Origin of the sequence: Eubacterium sp. An3 (genome assembly GCF_002159465.1) — a bacterium.
Taxonomy (GTDB): domain Bacteria; phylum Bacillota; class Clostridia; order Lachnospirales; family Lachnospiraceae; genus Anaerobutyricum; species Anaerobutyricum stercoris.
In genome coordinates this window covers 77935-95503 of sequence record NZ_NFIR01000003.1, presented here as the reverse complement: position 1 = coordinate 95503, position 17569 = coordinate 77935, and the positions used below count along the sequence as shown (strand labels likewise).

The following is a 17569-nucleotide window of genomic DNA, read 5'->3' as shown; positions in this document are numbered from 1 at the left end:
AAACAATATTATGGTGGTGAGAAAAAATACACTTAATTTGTTATTGTAATTCGGACGATTTACTTAAGATATGTATGTCATCAGTCCGTTTTACAAAATACTGCCCGGGGAAAAAAGAAGCGCCTCCCGGGAAATTGTAACAGATATGAATGCGGCGGTTTTCGTAAACAGTAATTTTAGCAATCAACGCTGACAGCAATGCCCGGTCCAGGTAGGAGACTGGTCTGGCTGCCGGTTTTTCATTTAATAAAGGAGATTGCCGGACTTTTTTCCAAAAATCAGCACGTCGGTTTGTGAGTTCTTCCTGTTTAGAACGGCAGAATTGTTCCTTCCGGCGGTATTTTTCCCGGCAGACCAGAAATTCTTCCCGGGAGAGTAGTCCTGATTTGTAATCTTCATAAGAAGTAAGAAAAATGTCCCGCGCCGCTTTCCGTTCATTTTCCATGAGCTGTAGCTCGGATTCGATGCCCGGCTGGTCAAAAAACTGTTCCGCCTGTTGCCATACCAGCCCGGACAGCTTTTCGCAGCGGGACAGAAGAAGGTTCAGATCGTTAAGGACCGCCTGTTCCAACGCCCGGGCGGGAATGGTATGCGGGGTGCAGAAATGTCTCCCATGCCGCTTGCAGGTACCGCAGGTGAAAGAATATTCCGGACTGCCGTCGGCGTGCCGCCAGATTGTTTTTACCATGGGACGCCCGCAGCCGCCGCAAAAGAGGAGACCTGCAAAGAGATGACGTGCCGGAACGTACGCTCCGGCCGGGGAGCGGACGTTGCTTTTCAGGAGTTTCTGAGTTCGCCGCCACGTTTCTTCATCGATGATGGCCTCGTGAGTTCCCCTGACTACGATCCAGCGTTCCCGCCCGAGCATGTGTTGTCTGCTCCGCAGCTTTTGTTCTCTCGTGCCCTGTACCATATTTCCCACATATATTTCTTTATGTAAGATGTGATTAATGGTAGAATAAGACCAGAGGGAACCGCAGCCGACTCCGGGATTGGCATAGCGGAGTCCTGACGCCCGTTTATAGGCGGAAGGACAAAGGACGCCCTCGCTATTTAAAAGCCGGGCAATCTGCTGCTTGCCGAAACCCTGCAGATAGAGAGAGAAGATCCGCCGGACGACGGAGGCGGCGTACTCGTCGATGATCAGCTTGTTTTTATCTGTGGGCGATTTCCGGTAGCCATAGCTGGCAAAGGCTCCGATAAACTCTCCGCACTGCCGTTTGGTCTGCAGGGCGGAATGAACCTTGCCGGATATATCGCGCGCGTATTGCTCGTTAAAAATATTTTTAATGGGAAGAAGCATATCATAGGGCTGCCGCAGGCTGTCTATATGGTCGGAGACGGAGATGAAACGAATTCCTTTCTCTGGAAAATATCGTTCAAGATACCGCCCGCTCTCGATGTAGTCTCTGCCAAAACGAGATAAATCTTTGACAATGACACAGGTGATTTTTTTGTTTTCAATGTCTGCGAGCATCCTCCGAAAGGCGGGACGCTGAAAAGTGACGCCCGAATATCCGTCGTCGATATACATATTATATAGAAGAAGCTCCTCTTTTTTCTCAATAAAACCGGTGAGAAGCTTTTTCTGATTGGCGACGCTGTCGCTTTCTTCCCGGTCGCCGTCCTCACGGGAAAGGCGGATATAAGCGGCGGTATAAAAAAGATCCGGCATATTTTTACCTTCTTTTTCTTTTATAGTGTTAAAGGGTACAAGTGGTATAAGCTTACAGCAGATGCAGGGATTTTTATGGAGGAGCGGCGGATAACTGCCGCAGATGCGCCCGGATAATCTGGATAAGCGCTTCATCTTCTGTGATGGAGGAGAGAAAATCCCTCTCCACAGTGATGAAGGGAGACTGTTTTATCCTGCCGGGCAATGAGTCTTTTTCTGACCTTTCGGATGGCAGATTGAATGAAGCATTGTATGGAGAAATGTTTCGGGGGGTGTTTTGTGGCATAAAGGGCCCTCCTGATCGAGCGATATTTCTGTTTCTGTAACAAATATACGCGGAGTGCCTGTCTTATATGAACAGGGCGCCGGGAACGTGTCCCGCGCGCTTCATCCGCACATCTGACACCCGCCGTGCCCCGGGTCCAGGACGACGGTGAAAATGCCGGAGGTTTTAAAAATCGGGGAAGTTCTGGCCATGTCAGCAAAAACAAGGGCGGACAAAAACAGAAAAAGAAAGAAAAGAGAGAGATTTCGGGGAGAAAGTTTGTGAAAATAGAAATTTATCATAAAAACAATCCTGAAATGAGGTACGATTATTAGTATGCTTCTACAAAGCAAAGAAGAAGCAGCAATACAAAAACGTTAATAATATGACAACTGTAACAAAAAATAAGACATGTTTTTTGACTTTCTGCATAAAGCATGTTACACTAGCAAAAGCCAAAGACGGGCTGAATGACAGAGGTGACTGCAATGAAAACAAAATTGGTGAAGATGGATGCTTTGAAGGAGGCGGGTGAGATTATTCGTGCCGGGGGGCTGGTGGCGTTTCCTACCGAGACGGTATACGGTCTTGGTGCGGACGCCATGAACAGTGAAGCGGCAGCAAAGATTTATGCGGCGAAAGGACGGCCTTCTGATAATCCGCTCATTGTTCACATAGCGGACATGGAGCAGGTAGATCTGGTGGCGGAAAATGTGCCGGATCAGGCAAGGAAGATTATGGAGGCTTTCTGGCCCGGCCCGCTGACCGTGATTCTCAATAAAAAAGAAACGGTTCCGGACGGTACCACAGGGGGGCTTAAGACGGTGGCAGTGCGCATGCCTTCTCATCCCGGCGCAAGAGCATTGATTCGGGAGAGCCGGCGCGTGATCGCTGCTCCAAGTGCCAATACTTCCGGGCGGCCGAGCCCGACGACAGCAGGTCACGTGATGGAGGACATGAATGGCAAGATTCCGATGATTTTAGACGGAGGGCCGGTGGGAATCGGTATCGAATCTACAATTGTGGATATGACAGGAGAGGTTCCTATGATACTTCGTCCCGGATATATTACAAAGGCCATGCTTGAGTCAGTGATCGGTACTGTACAGATAGATCCGGCGGTATCCGGCAGAACAATGCCGGAGCATGTGGTGGCAAAAGCGCCAGGCATGAAGTATCGCCATTATGCACCGAAAGGAAAACTTATTCTGGTGGAAGGAGAACCGGATAAAGTGATAGCGGAGATTAACCGCCGGGCGCAGGAAAAAGAGCAGGAGGGCTTCCGGGTGGGCATTATCGGAACCGATGAGTCCATCGGACAGTATTGCACCGGAATCCGCAGGAGCATTGGAAGCCGGGAACATCCGGATTCGGTTGCGGCTAATTTATACAGTATACTCAGGGAATGCGATACGCTGGCACTGGATTATATTTATTCGGAAAGTTTTTTTGAGAAGGGTCTTGGGAATGCTATTATGAACCGGATGCTCAAAGCAGCCGGATATCATCTGATCACAGTATAGGAGGTGGAGGTTTGGGATATCGTAAGATTGTTATAATCGGAGAGAATAATCTTTGCCGGAGTTTTATGGCGGAAGTGACGCTGAAGGGACTCATAAAAAAGAAAAATATTACGGATATTGAAGTGATTTCCAGAGGTCTGGTCGTTCTGTTTTCCGAGCCGGTTTCGCCTATGGCGGTTGAGATTCTCGGGCGGCATGGCTATGAGATCGATCAGTTCCGTTCCGCGCAGCTTACGGAAGAAGATCTGGAATCTTCGGATTTGGCGCTGACCATGACGGAAGCACAGGCAGAGCAGGTGCGAAACGGTTTCCAGGCGCAGACAACCTGTATGTCCGTGGGTACTTTTATCGATATAGAGGAGGAAGTGCCGGAGGTCACAGAAGATACGCCGGAAGCATTTGAGAAATGCTTTCAGTCCATCGAATCGCTCATGGAGGCGGTGGCAGACCGGGTGATCGGAGAGCTGCTCCCATGAAAAGGAGGAAGAACCGCAATATATTCCGCATGCTGCCGCTTATCAGCCAGCTCGGGATCTGTATGCTCACCTGCATTTTCATCTGTGTTTTTCTGGGTAGTTTTCTGGCCCGGGAATTACATCAGGAGCTGCTTTTTCCACTGATGCTGGTGCTTGGTATTCTGGCTGGGATGCGTTCCTGTTACAAAATGATACAAGTATTTTATAAAGAAAAGGAATCAGATCATCATGAAACGGATAAAATGGATAAGGGAAACCAATGAGACGCTGCTTGATTTAATCTTTGGCTGCCTGATCTGGAGTCTGCTGGCGGAGATCGTGGGACTGTTTATTGTCAGTGACAAGCTCAGTTACACCATCGGTATAGTGCTGGGAACGGCAGTTGCCGTGAGTATGAGCGTCAGCATGGAAAAAGGACTGGAAAAATGTCTTCATATGAGCCAGACAAAGGGACAGTGGAGTATGACGATACGGAGCATTCTCCGGTGGCTTATTATGCTGGCAGTCGTTTATGCAGGCCTGCGTTTTGAGGCCATCAGCTTTCCGGGAGTGATTCTCGGTATTATTGGATTAAAGATCGCAGCCCTTCTGCATATGTACACGAACACATACGTCACAAAAAAACTAAGAGGGGAAGGAAGGTGAATCAATGGGAGGAATATCTGTCGGCACCTCTGCGGGAGCCATGCTTTTGAGCAGCGGCGCCGATGTGGATTTTTTCATCCACAGCTACTATGAGTTTGAGCTTTTTGGACAGACTCTGTCTATCAATACAACTATGATCTCCACGGTCATTGTTTGTCTGATCTTATTGGGGCTGATTCTTTTTGCCAGACATGAGATCATGAAAGATTATGATGAACCGAATGCCGTACAAAATGCGGTGGAGATGCTGGTAGAGACCATGGACGCCATGGTGGAATCCAGTATGGGCGCCCATGCGCCAAAATACAGGAATTATGTCATTACCCTGATGGCATTCATTTTTCTGTCAAATATTTCAGGGGTATTCGGGCTCCGGGCGCCTACGGCGGACTTTGGGACAACCTTTGCTCTGGCGCTTATCACTTTTGTGATGATCGAGTATGCATGGATCAAGAGTAACGGCATCCGGTTTGTCAAAGATTTGTTCGAGCCGTTCCCGATCTTTTTCCCGGTTAACGTCATCAGCGAGTTTGCCACGCCGGTGTCCATGTCCCTGCGTCTTTTTGGAAATGTACTGGCGGGAACAATCATGATCAGTCTCTGGTATACGTTGCTGCCATGGTTTATGAAGCTGGGGATTCCATCATTTCTGCATGTTTACTTCGATCTGTTCTCCGGAGCGATTCAGACATACGTGTTCGGAATGCTGACCATGACGTTTATTACAGATAAGTACGCGGATTAATTATTTTTTGTGGATGAAAAGTTTAATATTTAGAAGGAGGATTTTACTATGATGTCACAGATTACAAACGAAGGTTTAGTATTAGCATGTTCCGCTATCGGAGCGGGTCTTGCCCTGATCGCAGGTATCGGGCCTGGTATCGGCCAGGGAATCGCCGCCGGATACGGAGCATCCGCCGTGGGACGTAATCCGGGCGCAAAGGGAGATATTATGTCCACCATGCTTCTGGGACAGGCTGTTGCCGAGACGACAGGTCTTTATGGTCTCGTTATCGGTCTCATCCTGCTGTATGCGAACCCGCTGATTGGAAGATTATAATCGTATGATGATGAGACAGCGGAAAGGAGGCATGAGGTGCTATTATCACTGGATGACCGTATATTCGGTCTGGATGCGCAGCTTATTTTCCAGCTCATTTTTATGGGAATCGCCATCTTTCTTTTATTCCTGGCTGCCAGCTATCTGCTGCTGGACCCGGTGAGGAAGAAGTTAAATGACCGGAAAGAACGGGTGATGCAGGAACAGCGGGAGGCTCTGGAGAACAGGGAGGCCGCCGTGCGCATGCGGGAAGAATATGACGGTAAGTTAAAAGAGATTGATAAAGTTGCGGAACAGATTCTGAGCGACTCAAGAAAAAAAGCGATGCAGAGAGAGAACGAGATCATCGTGAACGCCAAGGAGGAAGCGGGGCGGATCATCGCCGGCGCCCGTCAGGAGGCGGAGCTTGAACAAAAGCGGGTCAACGATGAGGTAAAGCAGGAGATTATCTCTGTGGCGTCCCTGCTTTCGGAAAAGCTCGTGGCGTCGTCGCTGGATGAAAAGAAACAAAATGAGCTCATAGAGCAGACGCTGAAAGAGATAGGTGATGACACATGGCGAAAAGGGTGAGCAGTATTTATGGTGACGCGCTGTTTACTCTGGCGCTGGAGGAAAATACCGTGGACCAGTTCGCGGAGGAGATTGCGGCGGCACGGGATGTTTTTCTGGCAAATGGAGAGCTCATGCGTCTTTTGAATCATCCTGAAATTGTGAAGGAAGAGAAAATTACCCTGGTGGAGAATGCTTTTCAGGGACATGTATCTGAGGAAGTAATGGGGTTTTTGCATATCATCATACAAAAAGACCGTCACAATGATATTTTGTCTATTTTTGAGGATTTTCTTCAAAGGGTAAAACGTCACAGAAAAATTGGAACAGCCAGCGTGACCTCCGCCGTAGAGCTTAGCGGCGAGCAGAAGAAGGCGGTGGAGAAGCGTCTTCTGGAGGTGACCGATTACATTTCTTTTGAGATTGCATATATTGTGAAGCCGGAGATTATCGGTGGGCTTATCATCCGTCTGGACGACCGGGTGGTGGACAGCAGCCTGAAAACACAGATTGACACGCTGAGCCGGCAGCTTTCCCGGATTCAGTTATCATAAAACAAAGAAGAAAGAAGGTGCAGGGAGTTTTGATAAAAATCAGACCGGAGGAAATCAGTTCCGTTATCCGGGAGCAGATAAAAAATTATGTGACTAAGCTGGAAACCGCTGATGTGGGAACGGTTATCCAGGTGGCTGACGGTGTGGCCCGGATTTATGGCCTTGAAAAAGCCATGCAGGGTGAGCTTCTGGAATTTCCCGGAGAAGTATACGGCATGGTGATGAATCTGGAAGAAGATAATGTGGGAGCCGTGCTTCTTGGGGATCACAGAAATGTCAATGAAGGAGATACCGTCAAGACTACGGGGCGCGTCATAGAGGTTCCTGTAGGAGACGCTCTGACCGGCAGGGTGGTTAATGCTCTTGGACAGCCGATCGATGGGAAAGGTCCGGTGGAGACGAAACAGTTCCGCCCGGTGGAACGGGTGGCTCACGGCGTCATTGACCGTCAGCCGGTGGATACGCCGGTGCAGACCGGAATTAAGGCTATTGATTCCATGGTGCCTATTGGAAGAGGGCAGAGAGAGCTGATTATCGGAGACCGTCAGACGGGAAAAACGGCCATTGCCATTGATACGATCATCAATCAGAAAGGGCAGAACATGCACTGTATCTATGTGGCTATCGGCCAGAAAGCGTCCACAGTGGCGGGTATTGTGAAAACTCTGGAAGAGTACGGCGCCATGGATTACACTACCATAGTGGCTTCCACAGCCAGTGAGCTGGCGCCGCTTCAGTATATTGCCCCTTATGCCGGATGTGCCATAGGAGAAGAATGGATGGAACGGGGAGAAGACGTGCTGGTAATTTATGACGATCTGAGCAAGCACGCGACGGCCTATCGTACATTATCTTTGCTGCTTCGCCGGCCTCCGGGAAGAGAGGCTTATCCGGGAGACGTGTTCTATCTTCATTCGAGACTCCTGGAGCGGGCGTCCCGGCTGTCGGAAGAGCTTGGAGGCGGTTCCCTCACGGCGATTCCGATCATTGAGACCCAGGCGGGAGACGTATCCGCCTACATTCCGACCAACGTGATCTCCATCACGGACGGACAGATCTATCTTGAGACAGAGATGTTCAACGCCGGCTTCCGTCCGGCCATCAACGCCGGCTTGTCCGTATCCCGCGTGGGTGGTGCGGCGCAGATCAAGGCAATGAAAAAAATCGCCGGGCCGATCCGTACGGAGCTGGCCCAGTATCGGGAGCTGGCGTCCTTCGCCCAGTTCGGTTCCGAACTTGACGATGATACCAGAGAGCGCCTGGCTCAGGGAGAGCGTATCAGAGAGAGTTTAAAGCAGCCGCAGTATAAGACTCTTCCAGTGGAGAAGCAGGTGCTTATCATTTATGCGGTGACAAAAAAATATCTGTTGGATATTCCGGTTGAGAGAGTATTGGAATTTGAAGAAAAATTTCTGGAATATGTTGATACGAAGTTCCCGGAGATTTATTCTGCCATCCGGAATACAAAAGATCTCAGTCCGGAGACGGAAGCGCTTATCCGGAAAGCAATCACGGAATTCAAGGAGACATTTTAATGGGATGCGCATGGAAGCCGGAACCATGGACACTATGGCGGCAGAACCATGCCGCGCGATATGATGCGGCGCAAATAAGGTGGTGATACAAAATGGCGTCCATGAGAGATATTAAGAGACGCAAGGACAGCATACAGAGTACGCAGCAGATAACGAAAGCCATGAAGCTGGTTTCCACCGTAAAGCTGCAGAGAGCAAGATCCAGGGCGGAAAATGCCCGGCCGTATTTTGATAAAATGTACGAGACCATTCAGTCCATTTTAGCGAAATCGGAACGGCTGGATCACCCGTTCCTGACAGGAAGCGGTTCAGAGAGGAAGGCGGTCATCGTGGTGACTTCCAACCGGGGGCTGGCCGGAGGCTATAACAATAATGTGACCCGCCTGATCGTGGACAGCGGATGGCGGAAAGAAGATGTGGATATTTATGGCGTCGGAAGAAAAGGCGTGGAGACCCTGGCCCGCAGGGATTATCATATCGTGTCGGACGATTCCGAGGTCATGAACGCCCCGTCCTTTGCCGATGCGGCTGCCATCGGGGAGCAGGTGCTTGACGCCTTTGCGGCGGGAGAGATCGGAGAGATTTACCTGGCTTACACAAAGTTTAAAAATACGGTGGTGCATGTGCCGACGCTCATAAAGCTGCTGCCGGTGGACGTGGAAGAGAAAACGGAGACCGAAAAGCAGGTAAAAAGCGAGACGCTCATGAACTATGAGCCGGGGCCGGAGGAAGCTTTGGATCTGCTTATTCCGAAATATATCAACAGCACGATTTTTGGAGCGTTCATTGAGTCTGCAGCCAGCGAAAACGGAGCAAGAATGCAGGCCATGGATGCGGCGACCAGCAATGCTGACGAGATGATTTCCACACTGTCTCTGGTTTATAACCGGGCAAGGCAGGGGGCGATCACACAGGAACTGACGGAGATTATTTCAGGAGCGGAAGCTCTGAATGGATAGAAAAAGGAGTAGAATAGATGACAGCACAGAATACAGGTACAATTACCCAGGTTATCGGCGCTGTCCTGGATATCAGATTCAGCGGGGGCGTACTGCCGGAAATGAACGATGCTGTCTGGATTGAGAAAAAGGACGGCGGCAGACTGACGGCAGAAGTGGCTCAGCATCTTGGGGACGATATCGTGAGATGTATCGCCATGGGCCCAACAGACGGACTGGTCCGCGGAATGGAGGCGGTGGCCTCCGGGGGACCGATTACCGTACCGGTGGGAGAAGTAACTCTCGGGCGGATCTTCAATGTACTGGGAGAGCCTATAGATAATAAACCATTGCCGGAAAATGTACGGCGCAGTCCGATTCACAGAAAGGCTCCGGCCTTTTCCGAACAGTCCACCAAGACAGAGGTGCTGGAGACCGGCATCAAGGTGGTAGATCTGCTCTGTCCATATCAGAAGGGTGGAAAGATCGGTCTTTTCGGCGGCGCCGGCGTAGGTAAGACAGTGCTCATCCAGGAGCTGATCCGCAACATTGCCACGGAGCACGGCGGTTATTCCGTGTTTACCGGTGTGGGCGAGCGGACCCGTGAAGGCAACGACCTTTACCGGGAGATGAGCGAGTCCGGCGTTATCGATAAGACAGCCATGGTATTCGGACAGATGAACGAGCCGCCGGGAGCCCGTATGCGGGTGGGCCTGAGCGGTCTGACCATTGCGGAAGATTTCAGAGACCAGGGAGGAAAAGACGTCCTGCTGTTCATTGATAACATTTTCCGTTTCACCCAGGCAGGATCCGAGGTGTCCGCCCTCCTGGGCCGTGTGCCTAGCGCCGTTGGTTACCAGCCGACGCTGCAGACAGAGATGGGCGCGCTGCAGGAGCGTATCACCTCCACGAGAAACGGCTCTATCACATCGGTGCAGGCGGTTTACGTGCCGGCGGACGATTTGACGGACCCGGCTCCCGCAACTACATTTGCTCATCTGGACGCAACCACGGTACTTTCCCGTGCCATTGTGGAGCAGGGCATCTATCCTGCCGTGGATCCTCTGGAGTCCACCTCCAGAATCCTAGACCCGCGTATCGTGGGAGAGGAACACTATCAGGTGGCCAGAGGTGTGCAGGAGATTCTGCAGAGATATAAGGAATTGCAGGATATCATTGCCATCCTCGGTATGGACGAGCTTTCCGAGGACGACAAACTGCTGGTATCCCGTGCCAGAAAGGTACAGAGATTCCTGTCCCAGCCATTCTTCGTGGCAGAGCAGTTTACGGGAACCAGTGGACGCTACGTGCCGCTTTCCGATACGATTCAGGGATTCAAAGAGCTGCTGGCAGGAAAATATGACGATATTCCGGAAGGAATGTTCTTAAATGCGGGCAGCATCGACGATGTTTTAGCAAGAGCAGATAAGTAGGTGATGGGATGGCAGAAAAGACCTTCAGACTGGAAATCATCTCACCGGACCGCATTTTCTACACCAACGATGTGCTGATGGTGGAATATAACACCGTAGAAGGGGAAGTGGGCGTCTATGCGGAGCATATCCCCATGACCCAGATTATCGCGCCGGGCCGCCTGATCATAACTGAGGAAAACGGACAAAGGACGGCTGCGCTCCTCTCGGGGTTTGTGGAGATTACTCCGGACAAGGTGACCATCCTTGCCGAAGCTGTAGAATGGCCGCAGAACATCGACATAGCCCGCGCCGAGAGGGCCCGCGACCGGGCGCAGCAGATACTCAGCGCCGAGGAGGACGAACAGACCCTTCTCCTGGCCGAAGCCGCCCTCAAGCGGGCGCTGGTGCGGCTGGATATCGCAGGGATGGAATAAAATAAACCAGGCGACGCGCGGCGCGCTACAATAAAATAATTATTATGGGAAAACGGCAGAAACCTTCGGGGTTGAGCCGTTTTCTTTTTTTAGGTACAATGCAGGCGTAAAACCTTTCTGAATTTTCGGAATATTTCTGGACAAAGCTGCCAGAATCCTTATAATTAGATATATGGGCGCACGGCAGCAGCCGGCCGCCGCAAACGTTAAAAAAGGGGGAGCCAGAATGAAAGCACAGGAATTACTGACATACGTGGAGGAACTGGTTTTTAAAACATCCATGTTCGGTTATGATAAGGATGAAGTAGATATCCAGCTTGATAAGATCTGCGATGAGATCGAGGCCATTGTAAAGGCAAAGGATAAAGAGATCGAAGCTCTGAAAAAGGGGCAGACCATCATCATTTCCGATGAATCTGTGCGGTTGAAAAAGGATGAGGAAGAATCCGATGCACCGCAGCCGGAGCCGGATGAAGAAACGGAAGTGGATGAACTGAAGAAGCAGATGGAAGTGCTGAAGAAGAAGCTGCAGGAAGCGCAGGCACAGGCGGAAGAGGCTGAGAAACAGGCGGAAGAGGCAGAGGAACGCGCTGCCACAGCAGAGAAGAAAGCTGCCGCAGCGGAAGGCCGCGCAGCCGTTGCCAGAACAAAGGCAATGGCAGAAGCAGCCGCAAAGGCAGAGTCCGCAGCGCAGACTGCGGCGCAGGCAGAAGCAAATGCAGTGGAAAGCACCAAAGCTTCTCAGGCCGGCGCGGAGGCGACAGCGCAGGCTGGCCCGCAGACCCGCGATGAAGCCTACGAACAGTACATAAGAAATGCAGACCTGCTCTGCAAACAGCTTTCTGATATCCAGAGCAAACAGGATTCTATCATCAGAGAAGCGGAAGAGAAAGCGGCCAGCAGTGTGAAGGAAGCCGAGGAAAAGGCAGCGGCCAGCGTGAAGGAAGCGGAAGAGAAGGCGGCAGCCAGCGTAAAAGAAGCTGAAGAAAAGGCAGCGAAGATCCTGGAAGACGCGCAGGTGCAGGCCAATGAGATTCTGGCAGGCATACAGGAGCGCCGTGCAGAAGAGCAGAAGAAATATGACGAGCTTCTGGCGCAGAAACAGAAGATGATCGCATCTTTGAGCGATATGGCAAAAGAGGTAAACAGCCTGATGGAAAAGGTACAGGGATAACAGACCCTATTCTTAAGCCGGCGGAAGATAAAAGTGATCACAAAAGAGAAGCAGGAAAAGGGGCGTATCGTTCCAGAGAGGGGCGGTACGCTTTCTTCGACATGGGACCGGCGGCCGGTTTCGGACGATCGCATGAAAATAAAACAGAGAAAATAGAGGAGAAACGATGATAAAGTTAGTAATTTTTGACATGGACGGTTTAATGTTTGACACAGAGCGGGCAACGTACCGCGCATACATGGAGAAGGCAGCAGAGTGGGGATATGAGCCGACCAAGGAGCAGTATCTGCAGTTCCTCGGACTGAACGCCCAGGCGATTCAGGCAAAATACTATGATTTCTTTGATAAGGACATCGACGCGCCGGAGCTGTACCGTCAGGTGGGCGAGCGCAAGGTGGAGATTCTGCGTACAGAAGGTATGCCGATAAAGAAAGGTCTGTTTGAGATTCTCGATGTGCTGGATAAAAAAGGCATCAGGAAAGCGGTGGCCAGCGGCTGCGAATTCGAGGGCATCGAGCGGAATCTGGCAGACGCAGGGCTCACCGGCCGGTTTGACCTGCTGATGACCACGGAATGGGTGGAAAGAGGCAAGCCGTATCCGGATGTTTTCCTGGCCATCTGTGAGAAACTTAATGTGGATACTTCCGAGGCACTGGTGCTGGAAGACGCCCAGAGCGGCGTCCGCGCGGCTCTCGCGGCCGGTATCCGGGTCATCAATGTGCCGGATATGCTGCCGATACCGGAAGATCTGGCGGCCCAGTGTGTTTCGGTGAAGGAATCTCTGCTTGATGTGATCCCATATATTGAGACAGAAACAGAATAAAAAATCACAGTGGGACAAACACATATGTTTACCCGGCGCATAAAGTAAATAGAAGTCATAGGAAAGCAGGTTATGCTGTGAATCGATTGGATGACAGATATGATTTTGACTGGCTGCCGGGATTTAAAGAGATGATGGCGTGTCAGGAAGAGAAGCCGGAGATGGAGGAAGATCAGCAGATGCTTCCTCCGGAAGAGCTGCAGCAGGAAGAGCAGATGAACTGGAACGACTTTGAGTACATGATCCGGATGCTGCCGGCAGCGGCCAGAGAGGTGTGGGCAGTGGTTGACGCTCTTCTTGACAGGTTTGAGTTCGAGGGAAGTTCCATGTATGCGGAGTACCCGGATAAAAATGCAGTACTGAAAATCGTCGATATGATTTACGACAAACTGAAATATTATGAAACGGAGCAGATGGAAAATAAGGTGGACGGAACCCAGGGGAAAAACTGTTATTATATGCCTCCGGAAGAGCGGGGCGTGCAGACGCCGTTTAAACATCTCATTCTTATTATTATCTGCTGGAATATGGCATACCGCAGACAGCGGTACCGCCGGAGAAAAAAGATATTTCCACATTCTTAACAAAATATAAAGATTTGGTGACGGTTGTGACCGGTTTGACGCGCTTATATTGCGCAGAGTGTGGAAACATGCTAAAATCGGTCACAGAACTGTGGGTACCGCTTCTTCTGACGGAAACGGCGGACTATGAATAATACCACAGAAATTTTTATTATAAAGAAGGATTATCTATGGATGATTTGATGAACAAACTGGAAGAGAGTCTGAATGAGAATCTTTTGAAAATAACAGTCAGTAATCCCCGGAGGTCGGAAGAGATAAAAAAATACAGTATCCGTCCGGTACTCATAAAAAATTGCCTGACGTTTCAGATGGAACGGCACACAAAGACGCAGGTATTTCATGAGAATTTAGATAAGAGGCAGACTGTGGAGAAACTGACGGACATACTGCCTCTGTATAAGCAGGTACAGATACAGACCGTGACAGAGGAAGTGACAGCGCTCATCAGCAAAAAAGGCAGAGCTTCCATCCGGACCGCTGCGAAAAAGCAGACAGGAGATGCCTGCCGCCTGATGCATAACCGCCCGAAGCATTATATTTTGGAGGAAGGGAAGAAGGTTCCGTTTCTGCAGGATCTGGGAGTTATGACCGCAGAGGGAAAGATCGTCCGGACCAGATACGATAAGTTCCGGCAGATCAACCGCTTTCTTGAATTTATCGAGGATGTGCTGCCTCATCTCAAGAGAGAAAAAGAAATCACCATTCTGGATTTCGGATGCGGGAAGTCCTATCTGACCTTCGCGGTCTATTATTATCTGAGAGAACTGCAGGGATATGATGTGCGTATCATTGGCCTGGATTTAAAGAAGGATGTCATCAGGAAATGCAGCCGGCTGGCGGAGAAATACGGTTACGGGAAGCTGAAGTTTTACGAGGGCTCTATTGAAGAGTTTGAAGGTGTGGATCATGTGGATATGGTCATCACCCTTCATGCCTGTGATACGGCTACGGATTATGCGCTTTATAAAGCGGTGCGCTGGGGAGCGGATGTGATTTTGTCAGTTCCGTGCTGCCAGCACGAGCTCAATAAGCAGCTTTCCGGGGACAGGCTGCGGCCGGTGACCGATTACGGGATTCTTAAAGAGAGGTTTGCCGCCATGGCTACGGATGCGATTCGGGGCGGCCTCCTGGAAGGTGTGGGCTATGAGACGCAGATTCTGGAGTTTATTGACATGGAGCACACGCCTAAAAATCTGCTGATCCGTGCAGTTAAAGGGAAGCACGCTTCGGCGGAAAAATGGAACAAGACACTGGAATTTTGTGAATCTTTTGGATTTAAACCAACGTTGAAAACACTTCTGGAAGAAGAAAGAGGTCGGTGAAAATGAAAGAAACCATGCGAATTGCAGTTGCTCATGCCCTGGTCGGCGTTCTGGTATTTATTGCGGCACTGGTATTTTTTAATTACAGGATATCGGCGGAGAAGGGCAATCCGGTGACGGAACTGCAGAATTCCACTTACCCGGTGATGGAAATAGGGAACAGTGTTTCGGATTATAATGTGATGTCCGCTTACCGGGGAGATATTGATCTGTCGCTGGTACGAGATCAGATCACGGTGGTGGATCATTCAAAAACTCTGGAACTTAAACTGCATAATTATGATTACGATATCACCGCCATTCAGTATGTTTTATTTGAAAATAATCCGGACGAACCTCTGGAGGAAGGAACTGTCAATAAGCTCACGGATAATCCGGAAGAAAATGTACGGACAGGAACGCTGACCTTTGAGACGGATCTGACTCAGGGGAAGAATTACTATCTGCAGCTTGCTGTCCGGCTGGACAACAGCACAAGAGTTTATTTCTATACAAAGGTGCAGAATGGAGCAGGCTACAATCTTGACGAGTATTTTACATATGCTCTGAATTTTCACAATAATTTGTTTGACAAAACTAAAATGGAAGAAAACGCCGCATATCTGGAACCGACGGCCGGAGTCACTGATACCTCGCTGGAAAATGTAAACATTAATTCCAGTACTGATGCCGTATTTTTTGGAAGCATGGAGGTAAAACAGGTATCAGAACCGCGAATCAAAGTGAGAGAACTTAATGATACTTATGCGGTCCTTGAGCTTGACACCGTGCTGTCCAGCGAGATCAGCGACGGCGTTGTGCAGTATTATGACGTCAGTGAGACTTACCGTATGCGATATACAGCCGAGAGGATGTATCTTCTGGATTACCAGCGGACCATGGACGCTTACTATAACGAGGCTGTCATTGATGCCTCCAACAGCTATCTGGGACTTGGTATCCAGAATGAGGAAAATGTGGAATATTTGTCTGCTGATAAAGGGCACAAGCTCGCCTTCAGCGTGCAGGGGCAGCTCTGGTATTATAACTATGATGATTCCGATGTGACAAAGGTCTACAGCTTTGCCTCGGAGAACCTGGCGGATATCCGCAACGATCAGGACGAGCATGGTATTAAAATACTGGACTTTGATGATGACGGAAATATCCTTTATTTAGTGTATGGGTACATCAGCCGGGGACGTCACGAAGGGGATAATGGCATACAGATCATGCGCTACGATGCGGCCACAAGCTGCAATGAAGAGCTGGCTTTTCTGGCGTCTTCCATACCGTACAGCAGTATGCGGGAGGATATTGAGAAACTGGCTTACCTGAATTCTTCGAACGTATTTTACTGTGTACTGGACGGCGACCTGCATCAGGTGAATCTGGATGACAGGAGCGATGAGATTCTGGTTTCCGGTATGATCAATGAGAGTCTGACGGCATCTGCCGACAAGAGTATCATTGCCATTGAGAGTGATTCCTCAGTCTGGAACAATACGGAGATTCAGATGATCGATCTGGAGAGCGGCAAGACCCAGACCTTTAGCTGCGGCGACAATGAGCGAATCCGTTCCGTGGGATTTTTGTCCAACGATTTTATTTACGGTGTTGCGGATGCGGCGGATGTGTCCAGGGAAGACAGCGGCGCCGTTACATTTCCTATGAAGGAGATCCGGATCATGGATATTGATGGAAATGAAGTAAGAAATTACAGCCAGAATAACCGGTATATTCTGGAAACCAGCATCAGCGGCAGCGTGCTTGAGATGAATCTTGGAAAAAGAGCCAACGGAAAAGTACGTTCTACGGGAGATAAAGATTATATTCGTTACAAAGAGGAAAATAAAGAAGACGGCGTTTCTCTGGTAAGTAAATATTCAGGAACTTTCGGAGAACAACTTTACTTCAAATTTCCGGAGTATATTTATATACAGGTGGAGCCGGATTTGATTCTGGCAAAGATATTGTCCAGTGAGGATGACGCGTCCCTGACCCTTTCCCGGAGTGGAAATGCTGTGGAACAGTACTTTGTCTACGCAGACGGAAAGACCCTGGCGTCCTATACCAACTTGCCGGAAGCTGTGCAGGCTGCGGCGGAAGCCAGAGGAAATGTTATTGACAGTGAAGAGCAAGTGCTCTGGGAATGTGTTTTTGATGACTACGCCATTGTGGCGGGCATGGATGATGTGACAAAGGTGTCCGGAGATGGAAAGTCTCTGGCAGGCTGTCTGTCAATGATCGCCCGGGTCAACGGACAGAGCGTTTCCGCGAACAGCATTGATACGCAGTCGGCATCGGTGATGGAGCTTCTGTCTGAATACAGCGGACAAAATGCCCTGAATCTCATCGGCTGTTCTCTGGATGACGTCCTCTATTACATCAGCAAGGGAAGTCCGGTGCTTGCTCAGTATACGGGCGGAAGATATGTGATCGTAATGAGTTACAATTCCACAAAGATCCGGTATCTGGATCCTGTGACCGGTATTTCCACTGTTGGAGACCGGGATCAGATTACGGAGAATTTCCGGAAAGCGGGAAATGTTTTCTACAGTTATCTGGCGCAGTAGCATGTGCATGTATAAATTTTTATGCTCAGGCAGATA

At 49.8% G+C, this 17569-nt stretch carries 19 protein-coding genes; 17 read left to right on the top strand and 2 right to left on the bottom strand.

Features of this window, described 5'->3' with window-relative positions:
* Positions 1 to 40: 40 nt before the first annotated feature.
* Both B5F87_RS04720 and B5F87_RS20930 read right to left on the bottom strand, forming a co-directional pair.
* Positions 41 to 1675 (bottom strand): recombinase family protein, encoded by a 1635-nt coding sequence (locus B5F87_RS04720; RefSeq protein WP_158096956.1) that lies wholly within the window; start codon positions 1673 to 1675, stop codon positions 41 to 43.
* 73 nt (positions 1676 to 1748) lie between these two features.
* The gene (locus tag B5F87_RS20930) at positions 1749 to 1961 is read right to left on the bottom strand and encodes a hypothetical protein (RefSeq protein WP_158096955.1); all 213 of its coding nucleotides are present in this window, start codon (positions 1959 to 1961) and stop codon (positions 1749 to 1751) included.
* A 467-nt stretch (positions 1962 to 2428) separates the two neighbouring features.
* Between B5F87_RS20930 and B5F87_RS04715 the strand changes: the two genes are divergently transcribed.
* The 17 genes from B5F87_RS04715 to B5F87_RS04635 all read left to right on the top strand — a co-directional run bounded on the left by B5F87_RS04715 (position 2429) and on the right by B5F87_RS04635 (position 17533).
* The gene (locus tag B5F87_RS04715; protein ID WP_087277568.1) at positions 2429 to 3463 is read left to right on the top strand and encodes an L-threonylcarbamoyladenylate synthase; all 1035 of its coding nucleotides are present in this window, start codon (positions 2429 to 2431) and stop codon (positions 3461 to 3463) included.
* An 11-nt stretch (positions 3464 to 3474) separates the two neighbouring features.
* Positions 3475 to 3939: a hypothetical protein gene (locus tag B5F87_RS04710; RefSeq protein ID WP_087277565.1), complete on the top strand. Its 465-nt coding sequence runs from the start codon at positions 3475 to 3477 to the stop codon at positions 3937 to 3939.
* Positions 3936 to 4202: an AtpZ/AtpI family protein gene (locus tag B5F87_RS04705; protein ID WP_158096954.1), complete on the top strand. Its 267-nt coding sequence runs from the start codon at positions 3936 to 3938 to the stop codon at positions 4200 to 4202. The genes B5F87_RS04710 and B5F87_RS04705 overlap by 4 nt, the downstream gene beginning before the upstream one ends.
* Entirely contained in the window at positions 4168 to 4584 is a 417-nt protein-coding gene (locus tag B5F87_RS04700; protein ID WP_087277560.1) for an ATP synthase subunit I, read from the top strand. Before B5F87_RS04705 ends, B5F87_RS04700 begins: the two co-directional genes overlap by 35 nt.
* 4 nt (positions 4585 to 4588) lie before the next feature.
* On the top strand, positions 4589 to 5329 hold the full coding sequence (atpB, locus tag B5F87_RS04695) for a F0F1 ATP synthase subunit A (RefSeq protein ID WP_242964266.1): 741 nt from the start codon (positions 4589 to 4591) through the stop codon (positions 5327 to 5329).
* A gap of 51 nt (positions 5330 to 5380) precedes the next feature.
* On the top strand, positions 5381 to 5647 hold the full coding sequence (atpE, locus tag B5F87_RS04690; protein ID WP_087277990.1) for an ATP synthase F0 subunit C: 267 nt from the start codon (positions 5381 to 5383) through the stop codon (positions 5645 to 5647).
* A 36-nt stretch (positions 5648 to 5683) separates the two neighbouring features.
* On the top strand, positions 5684 to 6217 hold the full coding sequence (gene atpF, locus B5F87_RS04685) for a F0F1 ATP synthase subunit B (RefSeq protein ID WP_242964265.1): 534 nt from the start codon (positions 5684 to 5686) through the stop codon (positions 6215 to 6217).
* Complete coding sequence (gene atpH, locus B5F87_RS04680; protein WP_087277557.1) at positions 6202 to 6750, top strand: ATP synthase F1 subunit delta; 549 nt, start codon at positions 6202 to 6204, stop codon at positions 6748 to 6750. Before atpF ends, atpH begins: the two co-directional genes overlap by 16 nt.
* Positions 6751 to 6782: 32 nt before the next feature.
* Entirely contained in the window at positions 6783 to 8285 is a 1503-nt protein-coding gene (gene atpA / locus B5F87_RS04675) for a F0F1 ATP synthase subunit alpha (RefSeq protein WP_087277983.1), read from the top strand.
* 92 nt (positions 8286 to 8377) lie between these two features.
* Positions 8378 to 9244, top strand: coding sequence for an ATP synthase F1 subunit gamma (gene atpG, locus B5F87_RS04670; RefSeq protein ID WP_087277555.1), 867 nt, complete (start codon positions 8378 to 8380; stop codon positions 9242 to 9244).
* Positions 9245 to 9261: 17 nt separating this feature from the next.
* Positions 9262 to 10656, top strand: coding sequence for a F0F1 ATP synthase subunit beta (gene atpD / locus B5F87_RS04665; RefSeq protein ID WP_087277551.1), 1395 nt, complete (start codon positions 9262 to 9264; stop codon positions 10654 to 10656).
* Between the two features lie 8 nt (positions 10657 to 10664).
* Entirely contained in the window at positions 10665 to 11072 is a 408-nt protein-coding gene (gene atpC, locus B5F87_RS04660) for an ATP synthase F1 subunit epsilon (protein ID WP_087277548.1), read from the top strand.
* Positions 11073 to 11298: 226 nt separating this feature from the next.
* The gene (locus tag B5F87_RS04655) at positions 11299 to 12246 is read left to right on the top strand and encodes a DivIVA domain-containing protein (protein ID WP_158096953.1); all 948 of its coding nucleotides are present in this window, start codon (positions 11299 to 11301) and stop codon (positions 12244 to 12246) included.
* A gap of 166 nt (positions 12247 to 12412) precedes the next feature.
* Positions 12413 to 13069, top strand: coding sequence for an HAD family phosphatase (locus B5F87_RS04650; RefSeq protein ID WP_087277541.1), 657 nt, complete (start codon positions 12413 to 12415; stop codon positions 13067 to 13069).
* Positions 13070 to 13146: 77 nt separating this feature from the next.
* The gene (locus B5F87_RS04645; RefSeq protein WP_087277538.1) at positions 13147 to 13653 is read left to right on the top strand and encodes a hypothetical protein; all 507 of its coding nucleotides are present in this window, start codon (positions 13147 to 13149) and stop codon (positions 13651 to 13653) included.
* Positions 13654 to 13823: 170 nt separating this feature from the next.
* Complete coding sequence (locus tag B5F87_RS04640; protein ID WP_087277535.1) at positions 13824 to 14978, top strand: SAM-dependent methyltransferase; 1155 nt, start codon at positions 13824 to 13826, stop codon at positions 14976 to 14978.
* 2 nt (positions 14979 to 14980) lie between these two features.
* Positions 14981 to 17533 carry a hypothetical protein gene (locus B5F87_RS04635; protein ID WP_087277532.1) on the top strand — a complete coding sequence of 851 codons (2553 nt, stop codon included), beginning with the start codon at positions 14981 to 14983 and terminating at the stop codon, positions 17531 to 17533.
* Positions 17534 to 17569 lie beyond the last annotated feature (36 nt).